The following is a 21,494-nucleotide window of genomic DNA, read 5'->3' as shown; positions in this document are numbered from 1 at the left end:
CAGGCTGCAGGCTGCAGGCTTCAGGCGGCAGGTACAAGCCGGTCGCCTGCCCCACTGCCGCGACCTGAAGCCGCAATTAAAGAACCGCTTTGGGGTAGGAACCCAACACCTTAAGGGCCACAGCTTCCTGCCCGAGCTTCTCCAGCGCATCCTTGATCAGCGGATCCTGGTGGTGACCCAGGAAATCGATGAAGAACACGTAGGTCCACTTGCCGCTGCGCGACGGCCGCGTTTCGATTCGAGTAAGGTCGATGCCGTTGGCATGGAACGGCACCAGCAGCTCGTGCAAGGCGCCTGGCTTGTTACGCATCGAGACGATGATAGAGGTCTTGTCATCGCCGGTCGGCGGCACTTCCTGGCTACCGATAATCAGGAATCGCGTGGAGTTGTCCGGGCGGTCCTCAATCTTCTCGGCCAGCTTGGTCAGACCGTAGAGCTGGGCAGCCATGTCGCCGGCGATGGCCGCCGAATTCCACTCGCTCTTGACCCGCTTGGCCGCATCCGCATTGCTGGAAACCGCTACGCGCTCGACATTCGGGTAGTGGGCATCAAGCCACTTGCGGCACTGCGCCAGCGATTGCGCGTGGGAGTAGATGCGCGTGATCCGATCAGTCTTGGTCGTCTCGCCCACCAACAAATGGTGGTGGATACGCAGCTCCACTTCGCCGCAGATCACGATGTCGTGCTCGAGGAAGCTGTCCAGCGTGTGATTGACTGCACCTTCGGTGGAGTTCTCCACCGGCACTACGCCGAAATTCACAGCCCCCGCCACAACCTCGCGAAACACCTCATCAATGGCTGCCATTGGCGTACTGATGACCGCATGGCCGAAATGCTTGAGCGCCGCAGCCTGGGAGAAGGTACCCTCTGGGCCGAGATAGGCAACCCGGAGCGGCTGTTCCAGGGCCAGGCAGGACGACATGATCTCGCGGAACAGACGCGCCATTTCCTCGTTATCGAGCGGCCCGCGGTTGAGCTCCATGATGTGCTTGAGCACCCAGGCTTCGCGCTCCGGACGGTAGAACACCGCGGACTCGCCCTCGGCCAGCGCCGCGGTCTTGACCCGGGCGACTTCCTGGGCACAGCGGGCGCGCTCGCTGATCAGATCGAGAATGCGCTCGTCGAGGCTGTCGATTCGAACCCGCAGGGCCTTCAACTGATCGGCGTCGCTCATCAGCCGTGCTCCTTCTCGAACTCGGCCATGTAGGCCACCAGCGCTTCGACCGCATTCAGGCCTACGGCGTTGTAGATAGAAGCGCGCATGCCACCCACGGAGCGATGCCCTTTGAGGTTCAACAGGCCACGCGCGTCGGCGCCGGCCAGGAACGCCTTGTCCAGACGCTCATCGGCCAGACGGAACGGAACGTTCATCCACGAACGCGCATTGATGGCGATCGGGTTGGTGTAGAAATCGCTGGCATCGATGGCACCGTAGAGCATGTCCTTCTTGGCGCGGTTGCGCTGCTCCATCGCCTCGACGCCGCCCTGCTCCTTCAGCCACTCGAAGACCAGCCCCGAGAGATACCAGGAAAAGGTTGCCGGCGTGTTGTACATCGAGCCGTTATCCGCCGCGACCTTGTAGTCGAGCATGGTCGGGCAAGCGGAACGCGCATGGCCGAGCAGGTCTTCACGAACGATGACGACCACCAGCCCGGATGGCCCGATGTTCTTCTGCGCTCCGGCGTAGATCAGGCCGAACTTCGAGACGTCGATGGTCCGCGACAGAATGTCCGACGACATGTCGACGACCAGCGGCGTATCGCCGAGATTCGGGATCCAATCGAACTGCAGGCCGCCGATGGTCTCGTTGCTCGCGTAGTGCAGGTACGCCGCGCGCTCGCTCAACTGCCAATCGTTCTGCCCCGGAATGGCGAAGTAATCGAGAGATTTGGCGCTGGCCGCCACGTTGACGTTACCGAAACGACGCGCCTCTTCGATCGCCTTGCGCGACCAGATGCCCGTATCGATGTAGTCGGCAACGCCATCTTCCGGCAGCAGGTTCAGCGGAATCTCGGCAAACTGCTGGCTGGCGCCCCCCTGGAGAAACAGCACCTTGTAGTTCGACGGAATTGCCAGCAGGTCGCGCAGATCCTGTTCGGCCTTTTCGGCGATAGCGGTATATTCGTCGCTACGGTGACTCATCTCCATGACCGACAAGCCCTTGCCATGCCAGTCGAGAAGCTCCGCCTGGGCGCGCTGAAGGACGGCTTCGGGAAGCGCAGCCGGACCGGCACAGAAGTTAAAGGCGCGTTTGCTCACTGCAGTTCTCTCGCTCTTGCTCGATATTGAATCCCGCGGCGCGGCGACCGGTACCTCTACCGTCCGCCGCGCTACCACCTGATTGCGGATTGCTTTCGCCGATCAGTCTTCGTCGTCTGTCGGCACCACATCCGGAGATACGTCGCCAGCCCCGCCGAGCAGTTCATCCTCGCTCGGCTCAGTGCTGAGTACAGGCATTTCCTTCTCGAGGGCGTCGTCATCGAGCAACGCTTCGATGTCTTCCAGCACGTCTTCCTCGGATGGCTCCTGCACGCGCTCCAGACCAACCAGATGCTCGCCCTTGCTCAGCTTGATGAGGGTGACGCCCTGAGTATTGCGCCCCAGCGATGACACCTCGTCGACGCGGGTCCGGACCAGCGTGCCCTGATCGGAGATCAGCATGATCTCCTCGCCCTCAAGCACCTGCACGGCACCGATCAACGGGCCGTTACGCTCGTTGGTGACCATGGCGATGACGCCCTGACCACCGCGACCGCGGCGTGGAAACTCTTCCATCGCGGTGCGCTTGCCGTAGCCACGCAAAGATGCGGTAAGGATCTGTGCACCCAATTCCGGAATCAGCATGGAGATGATGCGCTGCCCTTCGGGCAGACGCATACCGCGTACACCGCGGGCATTGCGGCCCATGATGCGAACCTTGCTTTCCTTGAAACGGATGACCTTGCCGCCGTCGGAGAACATCATCACTTCCTGGGCACCATCGGTGACGGCCGCAGCGATGAGGGTGTCGCCTTCTTCCAGCTTGAGCGCGATCAGGCCGGACGTACGCGGACGGCTGAACTGCACCAGAGGTGTCTTCTTGACCGTGCCATTGGCGGTAGCCATGAAAATGTAGGAGCCGGTCGGCTCGTCTTTCTCGTCGCTGTCGGCGTCATCGCTTTCGACGTCGTCCGCATCATCGTGCTCGATGACCAGGCCTTCTGCTTCGTCCAGGTCGTCCTCACCTTCGGCGGCCTGCTTGCGCAGCGCTTCCAGATCGACCTGAAGCATGGCGGTGATGCGCTCGCCCTCATCGAGCGGTAGCAGGTTGACCAGCGGGCGGCCACGCGAAGTGCGAGATGCTTCGGGAATCTCGTAGGTCTTCAGCCAGTACACTTTGCCCTTGCTGGAGAACAGCAGCAGCGTGGTGTGACTGTTGGCAACCAGCAGATGCTCGACGTAATCCTCTTCCTTCACACCAGTCGCAGCCTTGCCGCGACCACCACGGCGCTGCGCCTGGTAGGCGGCCAGCGGTTGCGACTTGGCATAACCACCATGAGAGATGGTGACGACGCGCTCTTCTTCGGTGATCAGGTCCGCCAGCGTCAGGTCCAGACGCGACTCGAGAATCTCGGTGCGCCGTGCATCGCCGAAATCGCGCTTCACGCCTTCCAGTTCTTCGCGGATGACTTCCATCAGGCGAACCGGATTGGTCAGGATGCGGATCAGCTCGCCGATCTGGGTGAGGATTTCCTGGTATTCGCTGAGCAGCTTCTCGTGCTCGAGGCCGGTCAGGCGGTGCAGACGCAGATCAAGAATCGCCTGCGCCTGCTCCGGCGACAGAAAGTACTTGCCGTCACGCAGGCCAAACTGCGGATCGAGGCCTTCCGGGCGGCAGGCATCAGCCCCTGCGCGCTCGACCATGGCTTCAACGGCGCTCGATTCCCAGGCAGTGGAAATCAGCGCATCCTTGGCCTCGGCTGGAGTTGGCGAAGCCTTGATCACCGCAATGACCGGATCGATGTTGGACAGCGCGACCGCCTGCCCTTCAAGAATGTGCCCACGCTCGCGCGCCTTGCGCAGTTCGTAGACCGTACGGCGGGTAACGACTTCGCGACGGTGGCGAACGAAGGCTTCCAGCAGCTCTTTCAGGTTCAGCGTGCGTGGCTGGCCATCGATGAGCGCAACCACGTTGATACCGAAGACGCTCTGCAGCTGGGTCTGGGCGTATAGATTGTTGAGGATCACCTCCGGCACTTCGCCGCGGCGCAGCTCGATGACCACGCGCATGCCGTCCTTGTCGGACTCGTCACGCAGCTCGGTGATGCCTTCGATCTTCTTCTCTTTCACCAGCTCGGCGATCTTCTCGATCAGCCGTGCCTTATTCAGCTGGTAAGGCAGCTCGGTGATGACGATCTGCTGGCGGCCGCCGACCTTGTCGATATCTTCGATATCGGCGCGAGCACGGATATAAATGCGGCCACGGCCGGTGCGGTAGGCCTCGATGATGCCAGCACGGCCATTGATGATACCGGCAGTGGGGAAATCGGGGCCCGGGATGAACTGCATGAGTTCGTCGATAGTGATATCGGCGTTGTCGATCAGCGCTAGGCAACCATCGATCACTTCGCCCAGGTTATGCGGCGGGATGTTGGTCGCCATGCCTACCGCAATACCGCTGGAGCCGTTCACCAGCAGATTGGGAACCTTGGTCGGCATGACCGCCGGGATCTGCTCGGTGCCATCGTAGTTGGGCACCCAGTCGACGGTTTCCTTTTCCAGGTCGGCCAGCAGCTCATGGGCCAGCTTGGCCATGCGCACTTCGGTGTAACGCATCGCTGCAGCGCTATCGCCGTCAACCGAACCGAAGTTACCCTGGCCATCGACCAGCATGTAGCGCAGCGAAAACGGCTGCGCCATACGCACGATGGTGTCGTATACCGCCGAATCGCCGTGCGGGTGGTATTTACCGATCACGTCACCGACCACACGGGCGGATTTCTTGTACGGCTTGTTCCAGTCGTTGCCGAGTTCGCTCATGGCGAACAGTACGCGGCGGTGTACCGGTTTCAGGCCATCGCGCGCGTCCGGCAGCGCACGGCCAATGATCACGCTCATCGCGTAATCAAGGTAGGACTGCTTGAGCTCGTCTTCGATATTGACCGGGAGGATTTCTTTGGCCAGTTCGCCCATGGAAGCCTGGTTCCTTATAGTCAGCAGGGTCCTGTAATAAGCGCGGGATGGTAACACAGACGACTGCTATAAACTGAGCCTTGCACGGAGCAAAACCGGCTTGCACAGCACACCCGAGCGCGACCGATCGTGCTCAGTGCAGCCGCTTGCGGCTCATCAGTTCGGCCATCTTCGCGGCACTCGGCCGCTCGACCACGCCTTTCTCGGTGACAATGGCATCGATGAGATCGGCCGGCGTCACGTCGAACACCGGATTGAATGCCTCGACATCAGCCGCGAAGCGCCGACCGTCGACCTCAAGCAGCTCGCTGCCGGCGCGCTCCTCGATCTGGATCTCCTCGCCGCTCTCCAGCGCCATGTCGATGGTCGAACTTGCCGCCACCACCATGAAACGCACGCCGTGGTGCATCGCCAGGACCGCAAGCTGGTAGGTACCGATCTTGTTCGCCACATCGCCATTGGCGGTGATGCGATCCGCACCGACGATCACCCAGGAGATGCCTCTGGATTTCATCAGATGAGCAGCCGCCGAGTCCGCATTCACCATGGCCGGAACGCCATCACCGAGCAGTTCCCAGGCCGTCAGCCGGGAGCCCTGCAACCAAGGCCGGGTCTCATCGACGTATACCCGCTCCACCAGACCCTCGAGATGCGCCGCCCGGATGACCCCGAGCGCCGTACCGAAACCGCCGGTCGCCAGGGCGCCGGTATTGCAATGGGTGAGCAGGTTCTGCGGATTGCCCTGATGACGGCGGATGAGGTCGACGCCAAACTGCGCCATCGCCAGATTTGCCTCGCGATCGCTGTCATGGATGGAGATGGCCTGGGCTTCCAGCGCTGCATACGGGTCTTCACCCAGCTTGAGGCGATCCAGTCGTTCGCGCATCTGGTTCAGCGCCCAGAACAGATTGACTGCGGTGGGACGGGAATCGGCCAGCACCTTGAAGTCTTCCTCCAGGGCCTGCCTCCAATCACCGCCGTCGGCGATACGGGCACGCACGGCAAGGACCAGACCATAGGCTGCGCTGATTCCGATTGCCGGCGCGCCGCGCACGACCATATCCCGAATCGCCGCAGCGACCGACGCCGCAGAATCATGGCTGCACCAAATCTCTTCGACGGGAAGCTTGCGCTGATCGAGCAGGTTCAGGCGCCCGTCCAGCCATTCGATCGACTTAACCTTTTCCGCAGCCAACAAACGCTCGCGCATGGCATTTCCCTCGTTCAGCTTCGTCGACACAGGACCATCATGCGCCCCGAACAGCAAAGAAAAAGCCCGGATCGCGGGCGAACCGGGCTTTCCAATCTCGATATGGCCGGGAAGCAGCAACCATGAGCACTGCGGCCTCTTATCCCGGGCGCGAATGCTAATTGACGGGTTTTCCGAGCACAAGCAGTGATCAGGGCTTGGCGACGCCTAATGGCCGAGCAGCTTTCAGGCTGGCCTCGCCTTCCACGGAGAGAGCATGCGCTTGAGCAGATGAAGTGTCGCGCTCACTCATCGCGTCGCACTTGACCAACTCACGGCAGGCCAAATACTGTATCTATATACAGTTATTTTGGATGTCTCTTCATGACCGCAGTGGTCGCCCTCGATAGCCTGCTGGATACACGTCGCGTCTGGCGTGGCCAGGCCATAACGTCTCGCACGGCCGTCCAGCCGACCGGAAATGTCACACTGGATGAGTTCCTGCCCGGCGGCGGCTGGCCGGAGTCGGCCATCAGCGAGCTCCTCGTCGCGGCCACGGGCATTGGCGAGCTGAATCTGCTGTGGCCAACCCTTGCACGACTGACCACCGCCGGCGAGCGGGTGGTGCTGATAACGCCCCCTCATCGACCTTACCCCCAGGCCTGGCTGGCCGCGGGTGTAGACCTGCGGTGGCTGACCATCATCCAGGCAAAGGGCCGCGATGCGCTGTGGGCTGCAGAACAATGCCTACGTTCCGGCAGTTGTGCCGCTGTGCTGTGCTGGCCGCAACAAGCTGATGATCGTGCCTTAAGACGCTTGCAGATTGCCGCTGAATCCGGCCAAACCCTGGGCTTCGTCTATCGGTCACTGCATGAAGCAAATAACCCATCACCGGCGGCACTACGCCTGACCATCGAGGCCCAGCCGGCGCAGCTGCGTGTCATCAAGTGCCGCGGCGGCCTGGCTCCGGGACAGGCGCTCCCGGCCAGCGCCTGGCAACAGACGTGACGATGCTCTGGGCCTGCATTCTGCTGCCGCAACTGGCCATGGACGGCGTTTTGCGCCACCGCGACGATGCCGCCGCGCCACTGGCCCTGCTCGCCGGCCCGCCACAGCGCCGCGTGCTGCAGGCCGTCAACGCAGCCGCCCGCAAGCTCGGCCTCAAGCCAGGGCAATCGCTGATCGCAGCCCAGGCATTGACCCACGACTTCGCCACCGCCGATTACGACCCGCTGATGATCGAACGCTGGCAGCGGTTTCTGGCGGCCTGGGGTTACGGCTACAGCGCCCAGGTCAGCCTGCACTACCCGCGCTGCCTGCTGTTGGAGGTGCATTCCAGCCTCGGTCTGTTCGGCCCCTGGCCACGATTCGAGACGCGTCTGCGCGAGGAACTCACAGCCTTGGGCTTCCGCCACCGCATCACCCTGGCACCCAACCCGGCGGCCGCGCGCATCCTCGCCAATGCCCATGACGGGCTGGCCGTTACCGATACAGCCACGCTGCATCAGGCGCTCGGGGTACTGCCGGTCGAGCGCCTCGGCCTGCCCCGCGAAGTCAGCACATCGCTGGTACGCATGGGCGTGCGCCATCTTCATCAACTGCTCGCCCTGCCGCGGGATAGCCTCGCCAGACGCTTTCCGGCCGAAGTGCTGGCCCAGCTCGACACCCTGCTCGGGCATCGGCCACTGCCTCTGGAGTTCTACCGCCCGCCGGATGTCTTCGACATCCGCATCGAACTGAATTTCGAAGTCGAATCTCACCAGGCCCTGCTGTTTCCATTGCGCAGACTGACCGCCGACCTGGCCGCCTTTCTCGCCGGGCGGGACAGCGGCGTCCAGCGTTTCAGCCTGTACCTGGAACATCGCACCCTGCCCGACAGCGAGGTGCCGGTCGGCCTGCTCAGTACCGAACGCGAGCCCGCTATGCTGTTCGAACTGACCCGCGGCCGCCTCGAGCACCTGCAACTGCCGGCCCCCGTCTTGGCCGTGCGTCTGCTGGCTCGTGATCTGCCAGCCTTCACGCCGGCCCATCAGGCCTTGTTCGACGAGCGCCCGCAGCAGAATGTGCCTTGGGAGCAGCTGCGCGAACGCCTCCGCGCCCGACTGGGCGACGATGCCGTGGTCTCGCTGAGCGCACGAGCGGACCACCGTCCCGAATGTGCCTGGCGGGAAAGCAGCCTCGCCCGCACCGAACCATTGCCTCACGTGGGGTTGCGCCCCGGCTGGCTGCTGAGTACCCCGCAACCCTTGCGCGAAGAGGGCCTGCTCACCCTGACCGGCCCCGAGCGCATCGAGTCCGGCTGGTGGGATGGTGCCGACGCGCGACGCGACTACTACCGGGTGCAAACCGCTACCGGCCAGCAGGGTTGGGCGTTTCGCGCCCTCGCCGGAGGCCCCCTGCTGCTGCACGGCTGGTTCGCATGAACGCCGAATATGCCGAGCTGCATTGCCTGTCCAACTTCAGCTTCCAGCGGGGTGCATCCAGCGCGAGCGAACTCTTCGAACGCGCCAAACGCCAGGGCTATGACGCTCTGGCGATCACCGACGAATGCAGCCTGGCCGGTATCGTGCGCGCCTGGCAGGCCTCGAAGGACACCGGCCTGCCGCTGATCATTGGCAGCGAGCTGCAGATCGAGGGTGGACCCAAACTGGTCTTGCTGGTGGAAAACCTGACCGGCTACCAGGCCTTGTGCCAGCTGATCACCCGCGCCCGCCGAAGAGCCGAAAAAGGTCGTTACCAAGCGCTGCGCGAAGACCTGCGCGACTGGCCGCTGGAGGGGCTGCTGGCGATCTGGCTGCCCGGTCACGACAGCGCCGATGCCGAAGGCCGCTGGCTGCTCGAGCGTTTTCGCGAGCGGCTGTGGCTCGGCATCGAACTGCATCGGGGGCCGGACGACGCGCTGCAGCTGCGGCAATCCCTGACCCAAGCTTCACGCCTGGGCATATCCGCCGTGGCCTGTGGCGACGTGCACATGCATGCCCGCGGTCGCCGGGCCTTGCAGGACTGCATGACCGCTATCCGCCACCACCTGCCAGTGGCCGAGGCTGGATGCCACCTCTTTCCCAATGGCGAACGCCACCTGCGGTCGCGCGAGGAGCTGGCCCAGCTCTATCCAGCCGAACTGCTCGCTGAAACCCTTCGCATCAGCCAGCGCTGCCATTTCCAGCTCGACCAGCTGAAATATCACTACCCCCACGAGCTGGTCCCGCCCGGGCATGACACCACCTCATGGTTGCGCAAGCTGGTCGAGGATGGCGCACGCTGGCGCTGGCCGGACGGCATTACGGCAAAGGCCCGCGTGCAGCTCGAACATGAACTGGAGCTGATCGCCGATCTGCATTACGAAAGCTATTTCCTGACCGTGCACGACATCGTCCGCTTCGCCCGAGAACAGGGCATTCTCTGCCAGGGTCGGGGCTCGGCGGCCAACTCGAGCGTCTGCTTCGTCCTGGGTATCACCGAGCTCGACCCGGTGCGCAGCAAACTGTTGTTCGAGCGTTTCCTCTCCCGCGAACGCAACGAGCCACCCGATATCGACGTGGACTTCGAGCACGACCGGCGCGAGGAAGTCATCCAGTACGTCTTTCAGCGCTACGGGCGCAATCGTGCCGCCCTCACCGCCGTCGCCAGCAGCTACCGCGCAACCGGCGCCCTGCGGGATGTCGCCAAGGCGCTGGGCCTGCCGCCGGACCAGATCAACGCCCTGGCCGGCTGCTGCGGGCGCTGGAGTGAACACATACCCGACGATTCTCGGCTGTGCGAGGCCGGCTTCGACCCGGACAATCCGGTTCTGCGCCGGGTTCTGGTGCTGACCGATGCGCTTATCGGATTTCCTCGCCACCTTTCCCAGCACCCTGGCGGCTTCGTGATCTCCGAGCAGCCACTCGATACCCTGGTGCCGATCGAGAATGCCAGCATGGCCGACCGCACGGTGATTCAATGGGACAAGGACGATCTCGACGCAGTCGGTCTGCTCAAGGTCGACGTGCTGGCCCTGGGCATGCTCAGCGCGATACGACGTTGTTTCGACCTGATCGAGCATTATCGCGGTACGCGCTGGACCATCGCCACGCTGCCCGCGGAGGACAAACCCACCTACGACATGATCAGCCAGGCCGACACCATCGGCGTCTTCCAGATCGAGTCGCGGGCGCAGATGGCCATGCTGCCGCGCCTGCGCCCGAAGACCTTCTACGACTTGGTCATCCAGGTCGCCATCGTCCGCCCCGGACCGATCCAGGGCGACATGGTGCATCCCTATCTGCGTCGACGTAACCACGAAGAAAAGGTGGATTACCCGTCCGAAGAACTGATACCGGTGTTCGAGCGCACCCTTGGCGTGCCTCTTTTTCAGGAACAGGTGATGGAATTGGCGATCGTGGCGGCCGAATACACTCCAGACGAGGCCGACAAGCTGCGCCGTGCCATGGCCGCCTGGAAACGCCACGGCAGCCTTGAGCCCCACCGCGTGCGGCTGACCGAGCGAATGCTTGCCAAAGGCTACCAGCCCGACTTCATCGCACGGATCTTCGAACAGATCAAAGGGTTCGGCAGCTATGGTTTTCCCGAATCGCACGCTGCGAGTTTTGCGCTGCTCACCTATGCCAGCTGCTGGCTGAAGCGCCACGAACCGGCTGCGTTTGCCTGCGCCCTGATCAACAGCTGGCCGATGGGCTTCTACAATCCGGACCAGATTCTCCAGGACGCCCGTCGCCACGGGCTGGAAATCCGCCCGGTGGACGCTCGCCACAGCGGCTGGGATTGCAGCCTCGAGCCATGCCGCCAGGAGCAACCGGCCATCCGCCTGGGGCTACGTATGGTGCGCGGCTTTCGGGAAGCCGATGCCCTGCGCATCGAAGCCGCACGCCAACGTCAGCCGTTCATGGACATCCATGACCTGTGCCGTCGCGCCGAGCTCGAACCGCGCGCACGCGAGCAGCTCGCCGATGCCGGGGTCCTGCGCGGTCTGGCCGGTCATCGGCATCGTGCGCGCTGGGCCGTCGCAGGGATCGAACCACAGTTACCCCTGTTTGACGGCCTGCCCGCTATGGAGGAAACGCCCATCTACCTGCCCCTGCCTTCGGTGAGTGAAGACCTTTTCAACGACTACGCGACCCTCGGCACTACGCTGGGGCCGCATCCGCTGACCCTGCTGCGAAATGAGCTCAAGGCCAGGCGCTGCCAGAGCTCACGGGAACTGGCCACGATCGAACATGGGCGCCTAGTCAGCGTCGCCGGCCTGGTTATCGGCCGCCAGCGCCCGCAGACCGCCAGCGGTGTCATCTTCGTCACCCTGGAAGACGAGTTCGGCATGGTCAACGTGGTGGTCTGGCGCGACTTGGCCGAGCGCCAAAGGCGGCCGTTGATCCAGTCGCAACTGCTTCGTGTGGATGGCCATCTGGAGTCGGCCAGCGGCGTACGACATCTCATCGCCGGCCGCCTGAGCGACCTCACGCCCCTGCTCACCGGGCTCGATGTGCGTAGCCGCGATTTTCAGTGATCCGTACACGAGAGCGTTTTCGCAGATATTGGAAAGAACACTCGAGCATATCGGGTGCCTCTCTCTCGCCAATCCAGAGGACGTCACGACAGAACCAGATCGAGCCTAGCGAGGAAGACCTGGCCGTGCTGAATGGTATGGCATGTCTCGCTGACCGAATAAACAACTGACTGGAGAGGCGCGAGAAAGCGAAGAATCAAGGGTGCTTTCAAGCCAGATGGGTTGATGCCGATACGACTGAAAAAACTTTCACATTTTCAGATGCTTAATGTATAGTCCTATCCGCTTTCAGCAGTGCTGATGGTGACAGTCGGGGCGTAGCGCAGCCTGGTAGCGCACTTGCATGGGGTGCAAGGGGTCGAGTGTTCGAATCACTCCGTCCCGACCAATACACAAAAAATCCAATCACCTCGCGGTGATTGGATTTTTTTATGGCCGCTCCGGACTGAACAGCATGATGGCTCTGTTTCGCCCCCACCTCCTCAGAATCGTCACAGCCGGATTCCTGAACCCATCCAGATCGACTACTTTCTCAGCACCTGAAGAACCTCTTCCAACTCCGAGATCATCTGCCGAATGAGCTGCTTGTACTGAGTGGTGTCGTCGCGCGCTTCGTCGCCGGACATGCGCTGCCTGGCGCCACCGATGGTGAAGCCTTGATCGTACAGCAGCGCACGAATCTGACGAATCATCAGGACATCCTGCCGCTGGTAGTAGCGCCGGTTGCCGCGCCGCTTAACCGGATTGAGCTGAGGGAACTCCTGCTCCCAGTAACGCAGCACGTGAGGCTTGACCGCACAAAGCTCGCTCACCTCACCAATGGTGAAATAGCGCTTGCCGGGGATCGACGGAAGCTCGTCGTTATGACTTGGTTCCAGCATAGGCCTCGACTCTCGCTTTGAGTTTCTGCCCTGGACGGAACGTCACCACGCGACGCGCCGTGATAGGTATCTCCTCACCTGTCTTCGGATTGCGACCCGGCCGCTGACGCTTGTCGCGCAGGTCGAAGTTGCCGAACCCGGACAACTTGACCTGCTCGTTATGCTCGAGCGCCTGACGGATCTCCTCGAAAAACAGCTCCACCAACTCCTTGGCCTCGCGCTTATTCAAGCCCAGCTCTTCATATAGACGTTCCGCCATTTCAGCTTTCGTCAGAGCCCCCATACGCTATTTCCTTAACGTCGCGTTGAACCTTTCTTCCAGGGAGGTGAGAATTTTCTGCATCGCACCGTTCACCTCATCGTCGTTTAGAGTGCGCGATGGGTGCTGCCAGGTCAAGCCGACTGCCATACTTTTGCTAAGGGGATCAATACCTTTCCCCTGATAGACATCAAATAGCTTGAGGTCTGTCAGATTCTCGCCCGCAGCATCACGAATGCAACTCAGGATGTCTTCGGCCGCGATCTCCCGCCTGAGCAGCACAGCAAGATCACGCCGGACTTCCGGGAATCGCGACAACTCCGTGAAGGAAGGCATCCGCCCCTCGGCAATCTCGCTAAGCTTCAACTCGAACATGTAGACCGGCTGATCGATACCCAGGGTGCTTGCCAGCTCAGGATGGAGACTCCCAACGAATCCGACCAATCGGCCGTCGCGCTCGATACGCGCGGTCTGCCCCGGGTGCAGTGCCGGATGTTCTCCCGCAACGAAACGATAGACGCCAGCATTTCCGGCAAAAGCAAGCAGCGCCTCGACATCTGCCTTGATGTCGTAAAAGTCCACCGCCTCGCGCGAGTTCGTCCAACCCTCTGGCTGACGACTCCCGGTTAACACGCCAGCCAGCATGCTTTCCTGCTCAAGCTCTTGTAACTGACCAACAAAGCGCAACCCTGCCTCGAACAGACGCACGCGTGGTTGCTGCCGGTTGAGGTTGTACTGCAGCGCCTTGACCAGCCCTGGCCAAAGCGACGCGCGCATGGCCGCCATATCAGCGGAGATCGGGTTGGCAAGCTGCAACGGCTTCATGTCAGGACTGAACAGCTCGAACAACTTGGGATCGATGAAGCTGTAAGTGATCGCCTCCTGATATCCGCGGGCGACCAGTAAACGCCGAAGCAAAGGAAGCTCGGCACGAGCCTCGGGCTTTGCCTCAGGTGCAAGCCGGGCCTGCGGATAACGCACGGGCAAGCGGTCATAACCATACAGCCGACCCAGCTCTTCGATCAGATCGACCTCAAGACTGATATCGAAGCGGTGACTCGGAACACAGACTTGCCAGCGACCTTTAGCCTCTTCGGTAACCACCAAGCCCAAGGATGCCAGCAGGCGCACCACTTCGGCGCCATTCATTTCCAGCCCCAGCATCTGGTTGATGCGCTCAGCGCGCAAAGTTACTGGAGCGACTTTCGGCAAGTCGTCTTCGCTGACCACCTCAATGATCGGCCCCGCCTCGCCGCCAACGATATCCAGTAACAGACTCGTTGCACGCTCCATTGCCTGACGGGCGAGCTGCGAGTCGACGCCCCGCTCGTAGCGATGGGACGCATCGGTATGCAAACCGTAGGAACGAGCTTTGCCGGCCAACGCAATGGTGTCGAAAAAGGCACTTTCGAGGAAGATATTCTGGGTAGCGGTGCTTACGCCGCTGTGCTCTCCACCCATGACACCCGCGATGGCAAGAGCGCGCTGATGGTCTGCAATAACGAGCGTATCCGCACGCAGGGCGATCTCCTGACCGTCAAGCAAGACGAGCTTTTCGCCCTCCTCAGCCATCCGAACCCGGATACCGCCCTTGATCTCGGCAAGGTCGAAGGCATGCAGGGGCTGACCCAATTCGAGCATTACGTAGTTGGTTACATCGACGACCGCATCAATGCTACGGATATCGGAGCGGCGCAGACGCTCAACCATCCAAAGCGGCGTCGGGCGCGACAGATCAACATTACGGACAACACGCCCGAGATAACGCGGGCATGCCTTGGGAGCCAGGACCTCGACTGGACGTGTGTCGTCATTATGCAAAGGCGCCACGGTGAATTGCACCGGACTGACCAGTGAGCCATAAATCGCACCAACTTCACGAGCCAAGCCAGCGATGGAGAGGCAGTCACCACGGTTTGGGGTCAAACCGATTTCGATACTTGCATCGTCGAGACCGAGATACTCACGAACATCGGCACCGACCGGCGCGTCGCCGCTCAGCTCCATCAGGCCGCTATCGTCACTACCCACCTGCAACTCGGTTTCCGAGCAAAGCATGCCGTTGGATTCGACACCGCGGAGCTTGGCCTTCTTGATCTTGAAGTCGCCCGGCAACTGAGCGCCGATCATCGCAAAGGGGATTTTCAGGCCAGGCCGCACATTCGGCGCTCCGCACACAACCTGAAAGGTTTCACTTCCATTGCTGACCTGACAGACCCGAAGCTTGTCGGCATCAGGATGCTGCACAGTTTCGAGGACCTCACCGACAAACACACCGCTGAAGCTGCCAGCAACGGGCGTCACAGCATCAACCTCAAGCCCCACCATGGACAGACGAGCAACCAGCTCCTCGCGGGAAACCTGCGGGTTTACCCAGCTCCGCAGCCATTGTTCACTGAATTTCATGCTGTTCTCCTGGAAACTACAGCGTCATTTCTTAGCGGAACTGCTCAAGAAACCGCAGATCGTTGTCGAAAAAAATACGCAGATCCGTGACCCCGTAGCGCAACATTGCAAGCCGCTCGACACCCATTCCGAAAGCGAAGCCCTGATACCTATCCGGGTCGATTCCAGACATTCGCAACACGTTCGGATGCACCATCCCACAACCCAGAACCTCCAACCAATCCGACTTGGTTTCGCCGTTCTTGGTTATGACCCGCCGAATATCAACCTCGGCCGACGGCTCGGTGAAAGGGAAGAATGAAGGACGGAAACGCACCTCAAGATCAGCCTCAAAGAACTCTCGCAGAAAAGCCTGAATAGTGCCTTTAAGGTCCGCAAAACTGACGCCCTCGTCGATCAACAAGCCTTCGACCTGATGGAACATCGGAGAATGCGTCTGATCAGAGTCGCACCGATATACGCGACCTGGACAGATAATGCGTATCGGCGGCTGCTGCGACTCCATTGTCCGAACCTGTACCGAGGACGTATGCGTACGAAGAACCGTGTTGGCATTGAAATAGAAGGTATCGTGCATTGCCCGTGCGGGATGGTGGCTAGGAATGTTGAGCGCCTCGAAGTTGTGATAGTCGTCCTCAACTTCAGGCCCCTCGGCAACGCTATAGCCAATGCGACTAAAAATTTGTTCCATTCGCTCCAAAGCCCGAGAGATTGGATGCAATCCCCCGCTTGCCTGTCCGCGCCCAGGCAGTGTCACATCGATTCGCTCGGCTGACAATTTGGCATCCAAAGCAGCCTTCTCTAGGTCAGCCTTGCGAGCATTCAGGACATCCTGAACACTGCTCTTGGCGGCATTGATCAGCGCACCAGCCTGCGGCCGCTCCTCAGCAGAAAGCTTCCCCAAGGTTTGCATCAACTGGGTGAGCTCGCCCTTCTTACCCAGATATTGGACGCGCACCTGCTCGAGAGCCGCAATGTCTCCACTTCGTTGCACAGCCTCAAGCGCTTGCGAGACCAGTGCATCCAAATTTTCCATGTACATAACCTCCAGAGGTTCTTGCAGAACCGCGCTGGTATCGTCCCGTAGCGACCGACTGCCAAGCGCCCTTTTGCAAAAGCCCCTTCTCAGATACGAAATAGGGGAAGAGCACAAGGCTCTTCCCCTATCGATGACGTTGCAACGAACCCGAAGATTCGCGATTGCCGGGGCTTAAGCCAGAGAAGCTTTGGCTTTCTCGACAATCGCAGCAAACGCCGCTTTTTCGTTCACTGCCAGATCGGCCAGAACCTTGCGATCAATTTCGATGGCCGCCTTTTTCAGACCGGCGATCAGACGGCTGTAAGACAGACCGTTGACACGAGCACCAGCGTTGATACGGGCAATCCACAGAGCGCGGAACTGACGCTTGCGCTGACGGCGGTCACGGTAGGCGTACTGGCCAGCCTTGATTACCGCCTGCTTGGCAACGCGGAATACGCGCGAACGCGCTCCGTAGTAGCCTTTGGCGAGTTTCAGAATTTTCTTGTGACGACGACGGGCTACGACGCCACGCTTAACACGAGCCATGAGTTATTCCTCTGAGTCTTGACCGAATCAACGAACGCGCAGCATGCGCGCCACCTTTGCAACGTCGGACGGGTGCACTTGCGAGCAACCGCGCAGCTGACGCTTACGCTTGGTGGACATTTTGGTCAGGATGTGGCTCTTGAAAGCGTGCTTGTGCTTGAAGCCGTTAGCAGTCTTCTTGAAGCGCTTCGCAGCACCACTTTTAGTCTTCATCTTTGGCATGTTCGGTACTCCACATTGTGGGTGATTACAAATAACCGCAAGGCCTGCCAGTGCCCTGGGGGTTACTTTTTCTTCTTGGGAGCGATGACCATGATCAGCTGGCGTCCTTCCATCTTCGGATGCTGTTCGACCGAGCCATATTCAGCGAGATCGTTTTCGACCCGCTTCAACAGCTCCATCCCCAGCTCCTGATGGGCCATCTCACGGCCACGGAATCGCAAAGATACCTTGGCCCTGTCCCCGTCACTCAGGAAACGCACCAGGTTGCGTAGCTTGACCTGGTAGTCCCCTTCTTCCGTCCCTGGACGAAACTTTACTTCTTTAACCTGAATCTGCTTCTGGTTTTTCTTCGCCGCAGCAACCTGTTTTTTCTTCTCAAACAGATGCTTGCCGTAATCCATGATCCGACATACCGGAGGATTTGCATCGGCGGAAATTTCAACCAGATCCAGCTTGGCTTCTTCAGCTACTTGCAGCGCTTCATCAATCGAGACGATGCCAATCTGCTCGCCGTCAGCACCAATCAAACGGACCTCACGAGCCGAGATATTCTCGTTGATCGGGGCCTTGGGTGCAGCTCGTTTATCCTGTCTCATTTCACGCTTAATAGTCATTACTCCAATTCTTGGCGACCACGCCGGGAAACCGCCTGTGTCAACATCTGCGCGAACTGCTCGAGGGGCATAGAGCCCAGATCGACGCCTTCACGGGTGCGCACAGCAACGGATCGTGTCTCAACCTCCCGATCCCCGATAACCAAGAGATAAGGAGTCTTGAGCAAAGTATGCTCGCGGATTTTAAAGCCGATCTTTTCGTTTCTCAAGTCGCACTTGGCACGAAATCCGCTTTGGACGAGCGTTTTTTCCACTTCAGCGGCAAAAGCGGCCTGCTTGTCGGTGATATTCATGATCACCGCCTGCGTCGGCGCGAGCCAGGCCGGGAAAGCGCCCTCGTAATGCTCGATCAGAATGCCAATGAAACGCTCGAACGAACCGAGGATGGCTCGATGCAGCATGACCGGGTGCTGCCGATCATTATTCTCGCTGACATACTCTGCGCCCAGCCGCACCGGAAGATTGAAGTCCAGCTGCAGGGTACCGCACTGCCATACACGGCCCAGGCAATCGCGCAAGGAGAACTCGATCTTGGGGCCATAGAAAGCCCCCTCGCCCGGCTGCAGGTCGTACGGCAGCCCAGCACTTTCCAGCGCCGCCGCCAGCGCCGCTTCAGCCTTATCCCAGAGCTCATCGGAGCCGACACGCTTCTCGGGACGGGTCGACAGCTTCAGTTCGATATCCGAAAAACCGAAATCGGCATACACCGCTTGCGTCAGCTTGATGAACGCCGCCGACTCAGCCTGCATCTGCTCTTCGGTGCAGAAGATGTGCGCATCGTCCTGAGTAAAGCCTCGCACCCGCATGATGCCGTGCAGCGCACCAGACGGCTCATTACGGTGGCAAGCGCCAAATTCGGCTAGCCGCAGCGGGAGCTCGCGATAGCTCTTCAAGCCCTGATTGTAAACCTGCACATGGCAGGGGCAGTTCATCGGCTTGATCGCGTAATCACGACTTTCCGACTCAGTCGTGAACATGTTTTCGGCGTAGTTCGCCCAATGCCCGGATTTCTCCCAGAGCACGCGATCAACCACCTGCGGCGTCCTGATCTCCAGGTAACCGTTTTCGCGTTGAACCTGCCGCATGTACTGCTCCAGCACCTGATACAGCGTCCAACCATTGGGATGCCAGAACACCATCCCAGGCGCCTCTTCCTGGGTATGAAACAGATCCAGACGCTTGCCGATCTTGCGGTGGTCGCGCTTTTCAGCTTCCTCGATACGCTGGATATAAGCAGCCAGCTGCTTCTTGTCGGCCCAAGCCGTACCGTAGATGCGCTGGAGCTGCTCATTCTTCGCATCCCCACGCCAGTAGGCACCAGACAGCTTGGTGAGCTTGAAAGACTTCAGAAAGCGTGTATTCGGCACGTGCGGACCACGGCACATGTCGACGTACTCTTCGTGGTAATACAAGCCCATCGCCTGTTCGTCGGGCATATCTTCGACCAGACGAAGCTTGTAATCCTCGCCGCGCGAGACAAATATATCTATCACCTCCGCTCGCGGCGTCACCTTCTTGATGACGTCGTAGTCGCGATCGATCAGCTCTTTCATACGCTGCTCGATGGCAGCAACGTCATCAGGAGTGAAAGGACGTTCGTAGGCGATATCGTAGTAGAAACCCTCATCAATGACCGGCCCAATGACCATGCGGGCGGTCGGGTAGAGCTGCTTCACAGCATGCCCGATAAGGTGCGCACAGGAGTGGCGAATGATCTCCAGCCCTTCCTCATCCTTCGGCGTGATGATCTGCAGCGCTGCATCTTTTTCAATCAGATCACAAGCATCGACCAGCTTACCGTCGACCTTACCGGCAACGGTCGCCTTGGCGAGACCAGCACCAATGGACTGAGCCACTTCGGCCACAGTAACCGGATGATCGAACGAACGCTGACTGCCATCGGGAAGAGTAATGGTGGGCATGGCGCCTCCTCTCCTAGTGGTGACCCGCACCAAAGGCCACACGGGTTGGGATGAGCCAGTAAAGCGATTCGACGAGCACACCTGCCGCACAATGGCAGGAGCCTGAGGCTCACCCGACCGAACCGAAGTCACTGGAGGAAAACAAGACTGGCGATGCTTTCAGAAACCCCGACCTCTGACAAGCAAGCCAAAAAAAAGGGTCGCGCAAGCGACCCTTTTATTCGAAATTGGTAGGCACAATTGGATTCGAACCAACGACCCCCACCATGTCAAGGTGGTGCTCTAACCAACTGAGCTATGTGCCTTCGATGGGGGCGCATTCTAAAGCCAAGAAAAAAAGAGTCAAGCAGTTTTTTCTTCTAACTCACTGATATCTGGAAATTTTGAAAATTCCTGCTTGCAATGTTGCGACGCTGGCGAGCTACAGGGTCAAGCGCTAGGATGCGTAAAAAATTCAGAACAGAGAATCCAAGATGCCGCACAACAATTATCCCGCTTCCTACTACGCAGCGACGGCCAACGCGACAGGTGTTCGACAAGAACTTCAGGAAAACAAGCAGGCCGACGTGTGCGTGATCGGCGCCGGATACACAGGCCTGTCGACGGCCCTGTTTCTTCTTGAAAAGGGTTTCAGCGTAATCATATTGGAAGCAGCCAAGGTCGGTTTCGGCGCCTCTGGGCGCAATGGCGGGCAGATCGTCAACAGCTACAGCCGAGACCTTGACAGCATCGAGCGTAGTGCGAGCGCCTCGGCAGCGAAGTTGATCGGGGATATGGCATTCGAAGGCGGACGAATTATCCGTGAACGCGTAGCACGCTATGGCATTCAGTGCGACCTGAAAGACGGCGGCGTATTTGCCGCCTTCAATCAGAAGCAGATGCACCACCTCGAAGCACAGAAGGCCTTGTGGGAAAGATATGGCTACCCGCACCTCGAGCTACTGGATAAACAAGGCATACAGCGAGTGGTCGCTAGCGAGAGATATGCCGGAGGTATGCTCGACAAGCAAGGCGGCCATATTCACCCTCTCAATCTGGCACTCGGAGAAGCAGAAGCTGTTGAATCACTGGGAGGCAGCATCTTCGAGCAATCCCCCGCGCTTCGCATCGAATATGGCGACGCGCCGCTGGTGCACACTCCAAAGGGGACCGTGCGCGCAAGATTCGTCGTAGTAGCAGGCAACGCCTATCTTGGCAATTTGATTCCCGAGCTCGCCGCCAAATCCATGCCTTGCGGCACACAAGTGGTCGCGACGGAGCCACTTGATGATGAGCTCGCAAACAGCCTTCTGCCTCAGGACTATTGCGTAGAGGACTGCAATTATCTGCTTGATTACTACCGGCTCTCAGCGGATAAACGGCTCATCTACGGGGGCGGCGTAGTGTACGGCGCACGTGATCCCGCCGACATCGAATCGATCATACGGCCCAAGATGCTGAAGACCTTTCCGCAGCTGGAAAAAGTGAAGATCGACTTTGCCTGGACAGGCAATTTCCTGCTGACGCTTTCACGGCTGCCCCAGGTGGGGCGGCTGGGCAGCAACATCTACTACTCGCAGGGTTGTAGCGGTCATGGCGTCACCTATACACATGTTGCTGGAAAGGTGATCGCCGAGGCCCTGAGCGGCCAGGCAGAGCGCTTTGATGCGCTCGCCAGCCTGCCTCATTACCCTTTCCCTGGAGGACAGCGTTTTCAGGTACCGCTCAGCGCTCTCGGAGCGATGTACTACAACCTGCGCGACAGGCTTGGCTTCTGACCGAG

16 protein-coding genes and 2 tRNA genes are annotated in these 21,494 nt (G+C 60.0%); 5 read left to right on the top strand and 13 right to left on the bottom strand.

Going from position 1 to position 21,494, the window contains the following annotated elements; translation table 11 throughout:
• Positions 1–76 precede the first annotated feature (76 nt).
• The 4 genes from pheA to mtnA all read right to left on the bottom strand — a co-directional run bounded on the left by pheA (position 77) and on the right by mtnA (position 6,382).
• Positions 77–1,174: a prephenate dehydratase gene (pheA, locus tag CW305_RS02745; protein WP_023444760.1), complete on the bottom strand. Its 1,098-nt coding sequence runs from the start codon at positions 1,172–1,174 to the stop codon at positions 77–79.
• Positions 1,174–2,259, bottom strand: a complete 1,086-nt coding sequence (serC, locus tag CW305_RS02740; protein WP_104097049.1) for a 3-phosphoserine/phosphohydroxythreonine transaminase — start codon at positions 2,257–2,259, stop codon at positions 1,174–1,176. Before serC ends, pheA begins: the two co-directional genes overlap by 1 nt.
• A 102-nt stretch (positions 2,260–2,361) precedes the next feature.
• A complete protein-coding gene (gene gyrA / locus CW305_RS02735) occupies positions 2,362–5,172 on the bottom strand; it encodes a DNA gyrase subunit A (RefSeq protein WP_104097048.1) in 2,811 nt (936 codons plus the stop codon).
• Positions 5,173–5,305: 133 nt separating this feature from the next.
• Complete coding sequence (mtnA, locus tag CW305_RS02730; protein ID WP_104097047.1) at positions 5,306–6,382, bottom strand: S-methyl-5-thioribose-1-phosphate isomerase; 1,077 nt, start codon at positions 6,380–6,382, stop codon at positions 5,306–5,308.
• Positions 6,383–6,745: 363 nt separating this feature from the next.
• Between mtnA and imuA the strand changes: the two genes are divergently transcribed.
• The 4 genes from imuA (at position 6,746) to CW305_RS02710 (ending at position 12,249) form a co-directional block, all read left to right on the top strand.
• Positions 6,746–7,369 (top strand): translesion DNA synthesis-associated protein ImuA, encoded by a 624-nt coding sequence (gene imuA, locus CW305_RS02725; protein ID WP_104097046.1) that lies wholly within the window; start codon positions 6,746–6,748, stop codon positions 7,367–7,369.
• A gap of 2 nt (positions 7,370–7,371) precedes the next feature.
• Complete coding sequence (locus CW305_RS02720; protein ID WP_104097045.1) at positions 7,372–8,784, top strand: Y-family DNA polymerase; 1,413 nt, start codon at positions 7,372–7,374, stop codon at positions 8,782–8,784.
• Complete coding sequence (locus tag CW305_RS02715; protein WP_104097044.1) at positions 8,781–11,861, top strand: error-prone DNA polymerase; 3,081 nt, start codon at positions 8,781–8,783, stop codon at positions 11,859–11,861. The genes CW305_RS02720 and CW305_RS02715 overlap by 4 nt, the downstream gene beginning before the upstream one ends.
• Positions 11,862–12,172: 311 nt before the next feature.
• Positions 12,173–12,249: transfer RNA gene (locus tag CW305_RS02710), tRNA-Pro, on the top strand.
• Positions 12,250–12,385: 136 nt separating this feature from the next.
• Here CW305_RS02710 and CW305_RS02705 read toward each other — a convergent pair.
• The 9 genes from CW305_RS02705 to CW305_RS02665 form a co-directional block, all read right to left on the bottom strand.
• The gene (locus CW305_RS02705) at positions 12,386–12,742 is read right to left on the bottom strand and encodes a MerR family transcriptional regulator (protein WP_003298372.1); all 357 of its coding nucleotides are present in this window, start codon (positions 12,740–12,742) and stop codon (positions 12,386–12,388) included.
• The gene (gene ihfA, locus CW305_RS02700; protein ID WP_003282572.1) at positions 12,723–13,025 is read right to left on the bottom strand and encodes an integration host factor subunit alpha; all 303 of its coding nucleotides are present in this window, start codon (positions 13,023–13,025) and stop codon (positions 12,723–12,725) included. The genes CW305_RS02705 and ihfA overlap by 20 nt, the downstream gene beginning before the upstream one ends.
• 3 nt (positions 13,026–13,028) lie before the next feature.
• Entirely contained in the window at positions 13,029–15,407 is a 2,379-nt protein-coding gene (pheT, locus tag CW305_RS02695) for a phenylalanine--tRNA ligase subunit beta (RefSeq protein ID WP_104097043.1), read from the bottom strand.
• Between the two features lie 31 nt (positions 15,408–15,438).
• The gene (gene pheS / locus CW305_RS02690; RefSeq protein WP_058064614.1) at positions 15,439–16,443 is read right to left on the bottom strand and encodes a phenylalanine--tRNA ligase subunit alpha; all 1,005 of its coding nucleotides are present in this window, start codon (positions 16,441–16,443) and stop codon (positions 15,439–15,441) included.
• Positions 16,444–16,617: 174 nt separating this feature from the next.
• Complete coding sequence (rplT, locus tag CW305_RS02685; protein WP_003282569.1) at positions 16,618–16,974, bottom strand: 50S ribosomal protein L20; 357 nt, start codon at positions 16,972–16,974, stop codon at positions 16,618–16,620.
• Positions 16,975–17,001: 27 nt separating this feature from the next.
• Positions 17,002–17,196: a 50S ribosomal protein L35 gene (gene rpmI, locus CW305_RS02680; protein WP_003282568.1), complete on the bottom strand. Its 195-nt coding sequence runs from the start codon at positions 17,194–17,196 to the stop codon at positions 17,002–17,004.
• Between the two features lie 62 nt (positions 17,197–17,258).
• Positions 17,259–17,810 carry a translation initiation factor IF-3 gene (infC, locus tag CW305_RS02675; RefSeq protein ID WP_172602761.1) on the bottom strand — a complete coding sequence of 184 codons (552 nt, stop codon included), beginning with the start codon at positions 17,808–17,810 and terminating at the stop codon, positions 17,259–17,261.
• Positions 17,810–19,732 carry a threonine--tRNA ligase gene (gene thrS, locus CW305_RS02670; RefSeq protein ID WP_104097042.1) on the bottom strand — a complete coding sequence of 641 codons (1,923 nt, stop codon included), beginning with the start codon at positions 19,730–19,732 and terminating at the stop codon, positions 17,810–17,812. Before thrS ends, infC begins: the two co-directional genes overlap by 1 nt.
• Positions 19,733–19,960: 228 nt before the next feature.
• A tRNA-Val gene (locus CW305_RS02665) sits at positions 19,961–20,037 on the bottom strand.
• 168 nt (positions 20,038–20,205) lie between these two features.
• Between CW305_RS02665 and CW305_RS02660 the strand changes: the two genes are divergently transcribed.
• Positions 20,206–21,489 (top strand): NAD(P)/FAD-dependent oxidoreductase, encoded by a 1,284-nt coding sequence (locus tag CW305_RS02660; RefSeq protein WP_104097041.1) that lies wholly within the window; start codon positions 20,206–20,208, stop codon positions 21,487–21,489.
• Positions 21,490–21,494: the final 5 nt, after the last annotated feature.

Origin of the sequence: Stutzerimonas kunmingensis (assembly GCF_002929225.1) — a bacterium.
GTDB lineage: Bacteria > Pseudomonadota > Gammaproteobacteria > Pseudomonadales > Pseudomonadaceae > Stutzerimonas.
Note: the sequence above shows the minus strand (reverse complement) of the source record. Positions and strands in the feature narration are given on the sequence as shown.

Coding starts and splice junctions, on each gene's coding strand:
- pheA (WP_023444760.1), bottom strand. CDS start 1,174: ATGAGCGACGCCGATCAGTTGAAGGCCCTGCGGGTTCGAATCGACAGC.
- gyrA (WP_104097048.1), bottom strand. CDS start 5,172: ATGGGCGAACTGGCCAAAGAAATCCTCCCGGTCAATATCGAAGACGAG.
- mtnA (WP_104097047.1), bottom strand. CDS start 6,382: ATGCGCGAGCGTTTGTTGGCTGCGGAAAAGGTTAAGTCGATCGAATGG.
- imuA (WP_104097046.1), top strand. CDS start 6,746: ATGACCGCAGTGGTCGCCCTCGATAGCCTGCTGGATACACGTCGCGTC.
- CW305_RS02720 (WP_104097045.1), top strand. CDS start 7,372: ATGCTCTGGGCCTGCATTCTGCTGCCGCAACTGGCCATGGACGGCGTT.
- CW305_RS02715 (WP_104097044.1), top strand. CDS start 8,781: ATGAACGCCGAATATGCCGAGCTGCATTGCCTGTCCAACTTCAGCTTC.
- CW305_RS02705 (WP_003298372.1), bottom strand. CDS start 12,742: ATGCTGGAACCAAGTCATAACGACGAGCTTCCGTCGATCCCCGGCAAG.
- ihfA (WP_003282572.1), bottom strand. CDS start 13,025: ATGGGGGCTCTGACGAAAGCTGAAATGGCGGAACGTCTATATGAAGAG.
- pheT (WP_104097043.1), bottom strand. CDS start 15,407: ATGAAATTCAGTGAACAATGGCTGCGGAGCTGGGTAAACCCGCAGGTT.
- pheS (WP_058064614.1), bottom strand. CDS start 16,443: ATGGAAAATTTGGATGCACTGGTCTCGCAAGCGCTTGAGGCTGTGCAA.
- rplT (WP_003282569.1), bottom strand. CDS start 16,974: ATGGCTCGTGTTAAGCGTGGCGTCGTAGCCCGTCGTCGTCACAAGAAA.
- rpmI (WP_003282568.1), bottom strand. CDS start 17,196: ATGCCAAAGATGAAGACTAAAAGTGGTGCTGCGAAGCGCTTCAAGAAG.
- infC (WP_172602761.1), bottom strand. CDS start 17,810: ATGACTATTAAGCGTGAAATGAGACAGGATAAACGAGCTGCACCCAAG.
- thrS (WP_104097042.1), bottom strand. CDS start 19,732: ATGCCCACCATTACTCTTCCCGATGGCAGTCAGCGTTCGTTCGATCAT.
- CW305_RS02660 (WP_104097041.1), top strand. CDS start 20,206: ATGCCGCACAACAATTATCCCGCTTCCTACTACGCAGCGACGGCCAAC.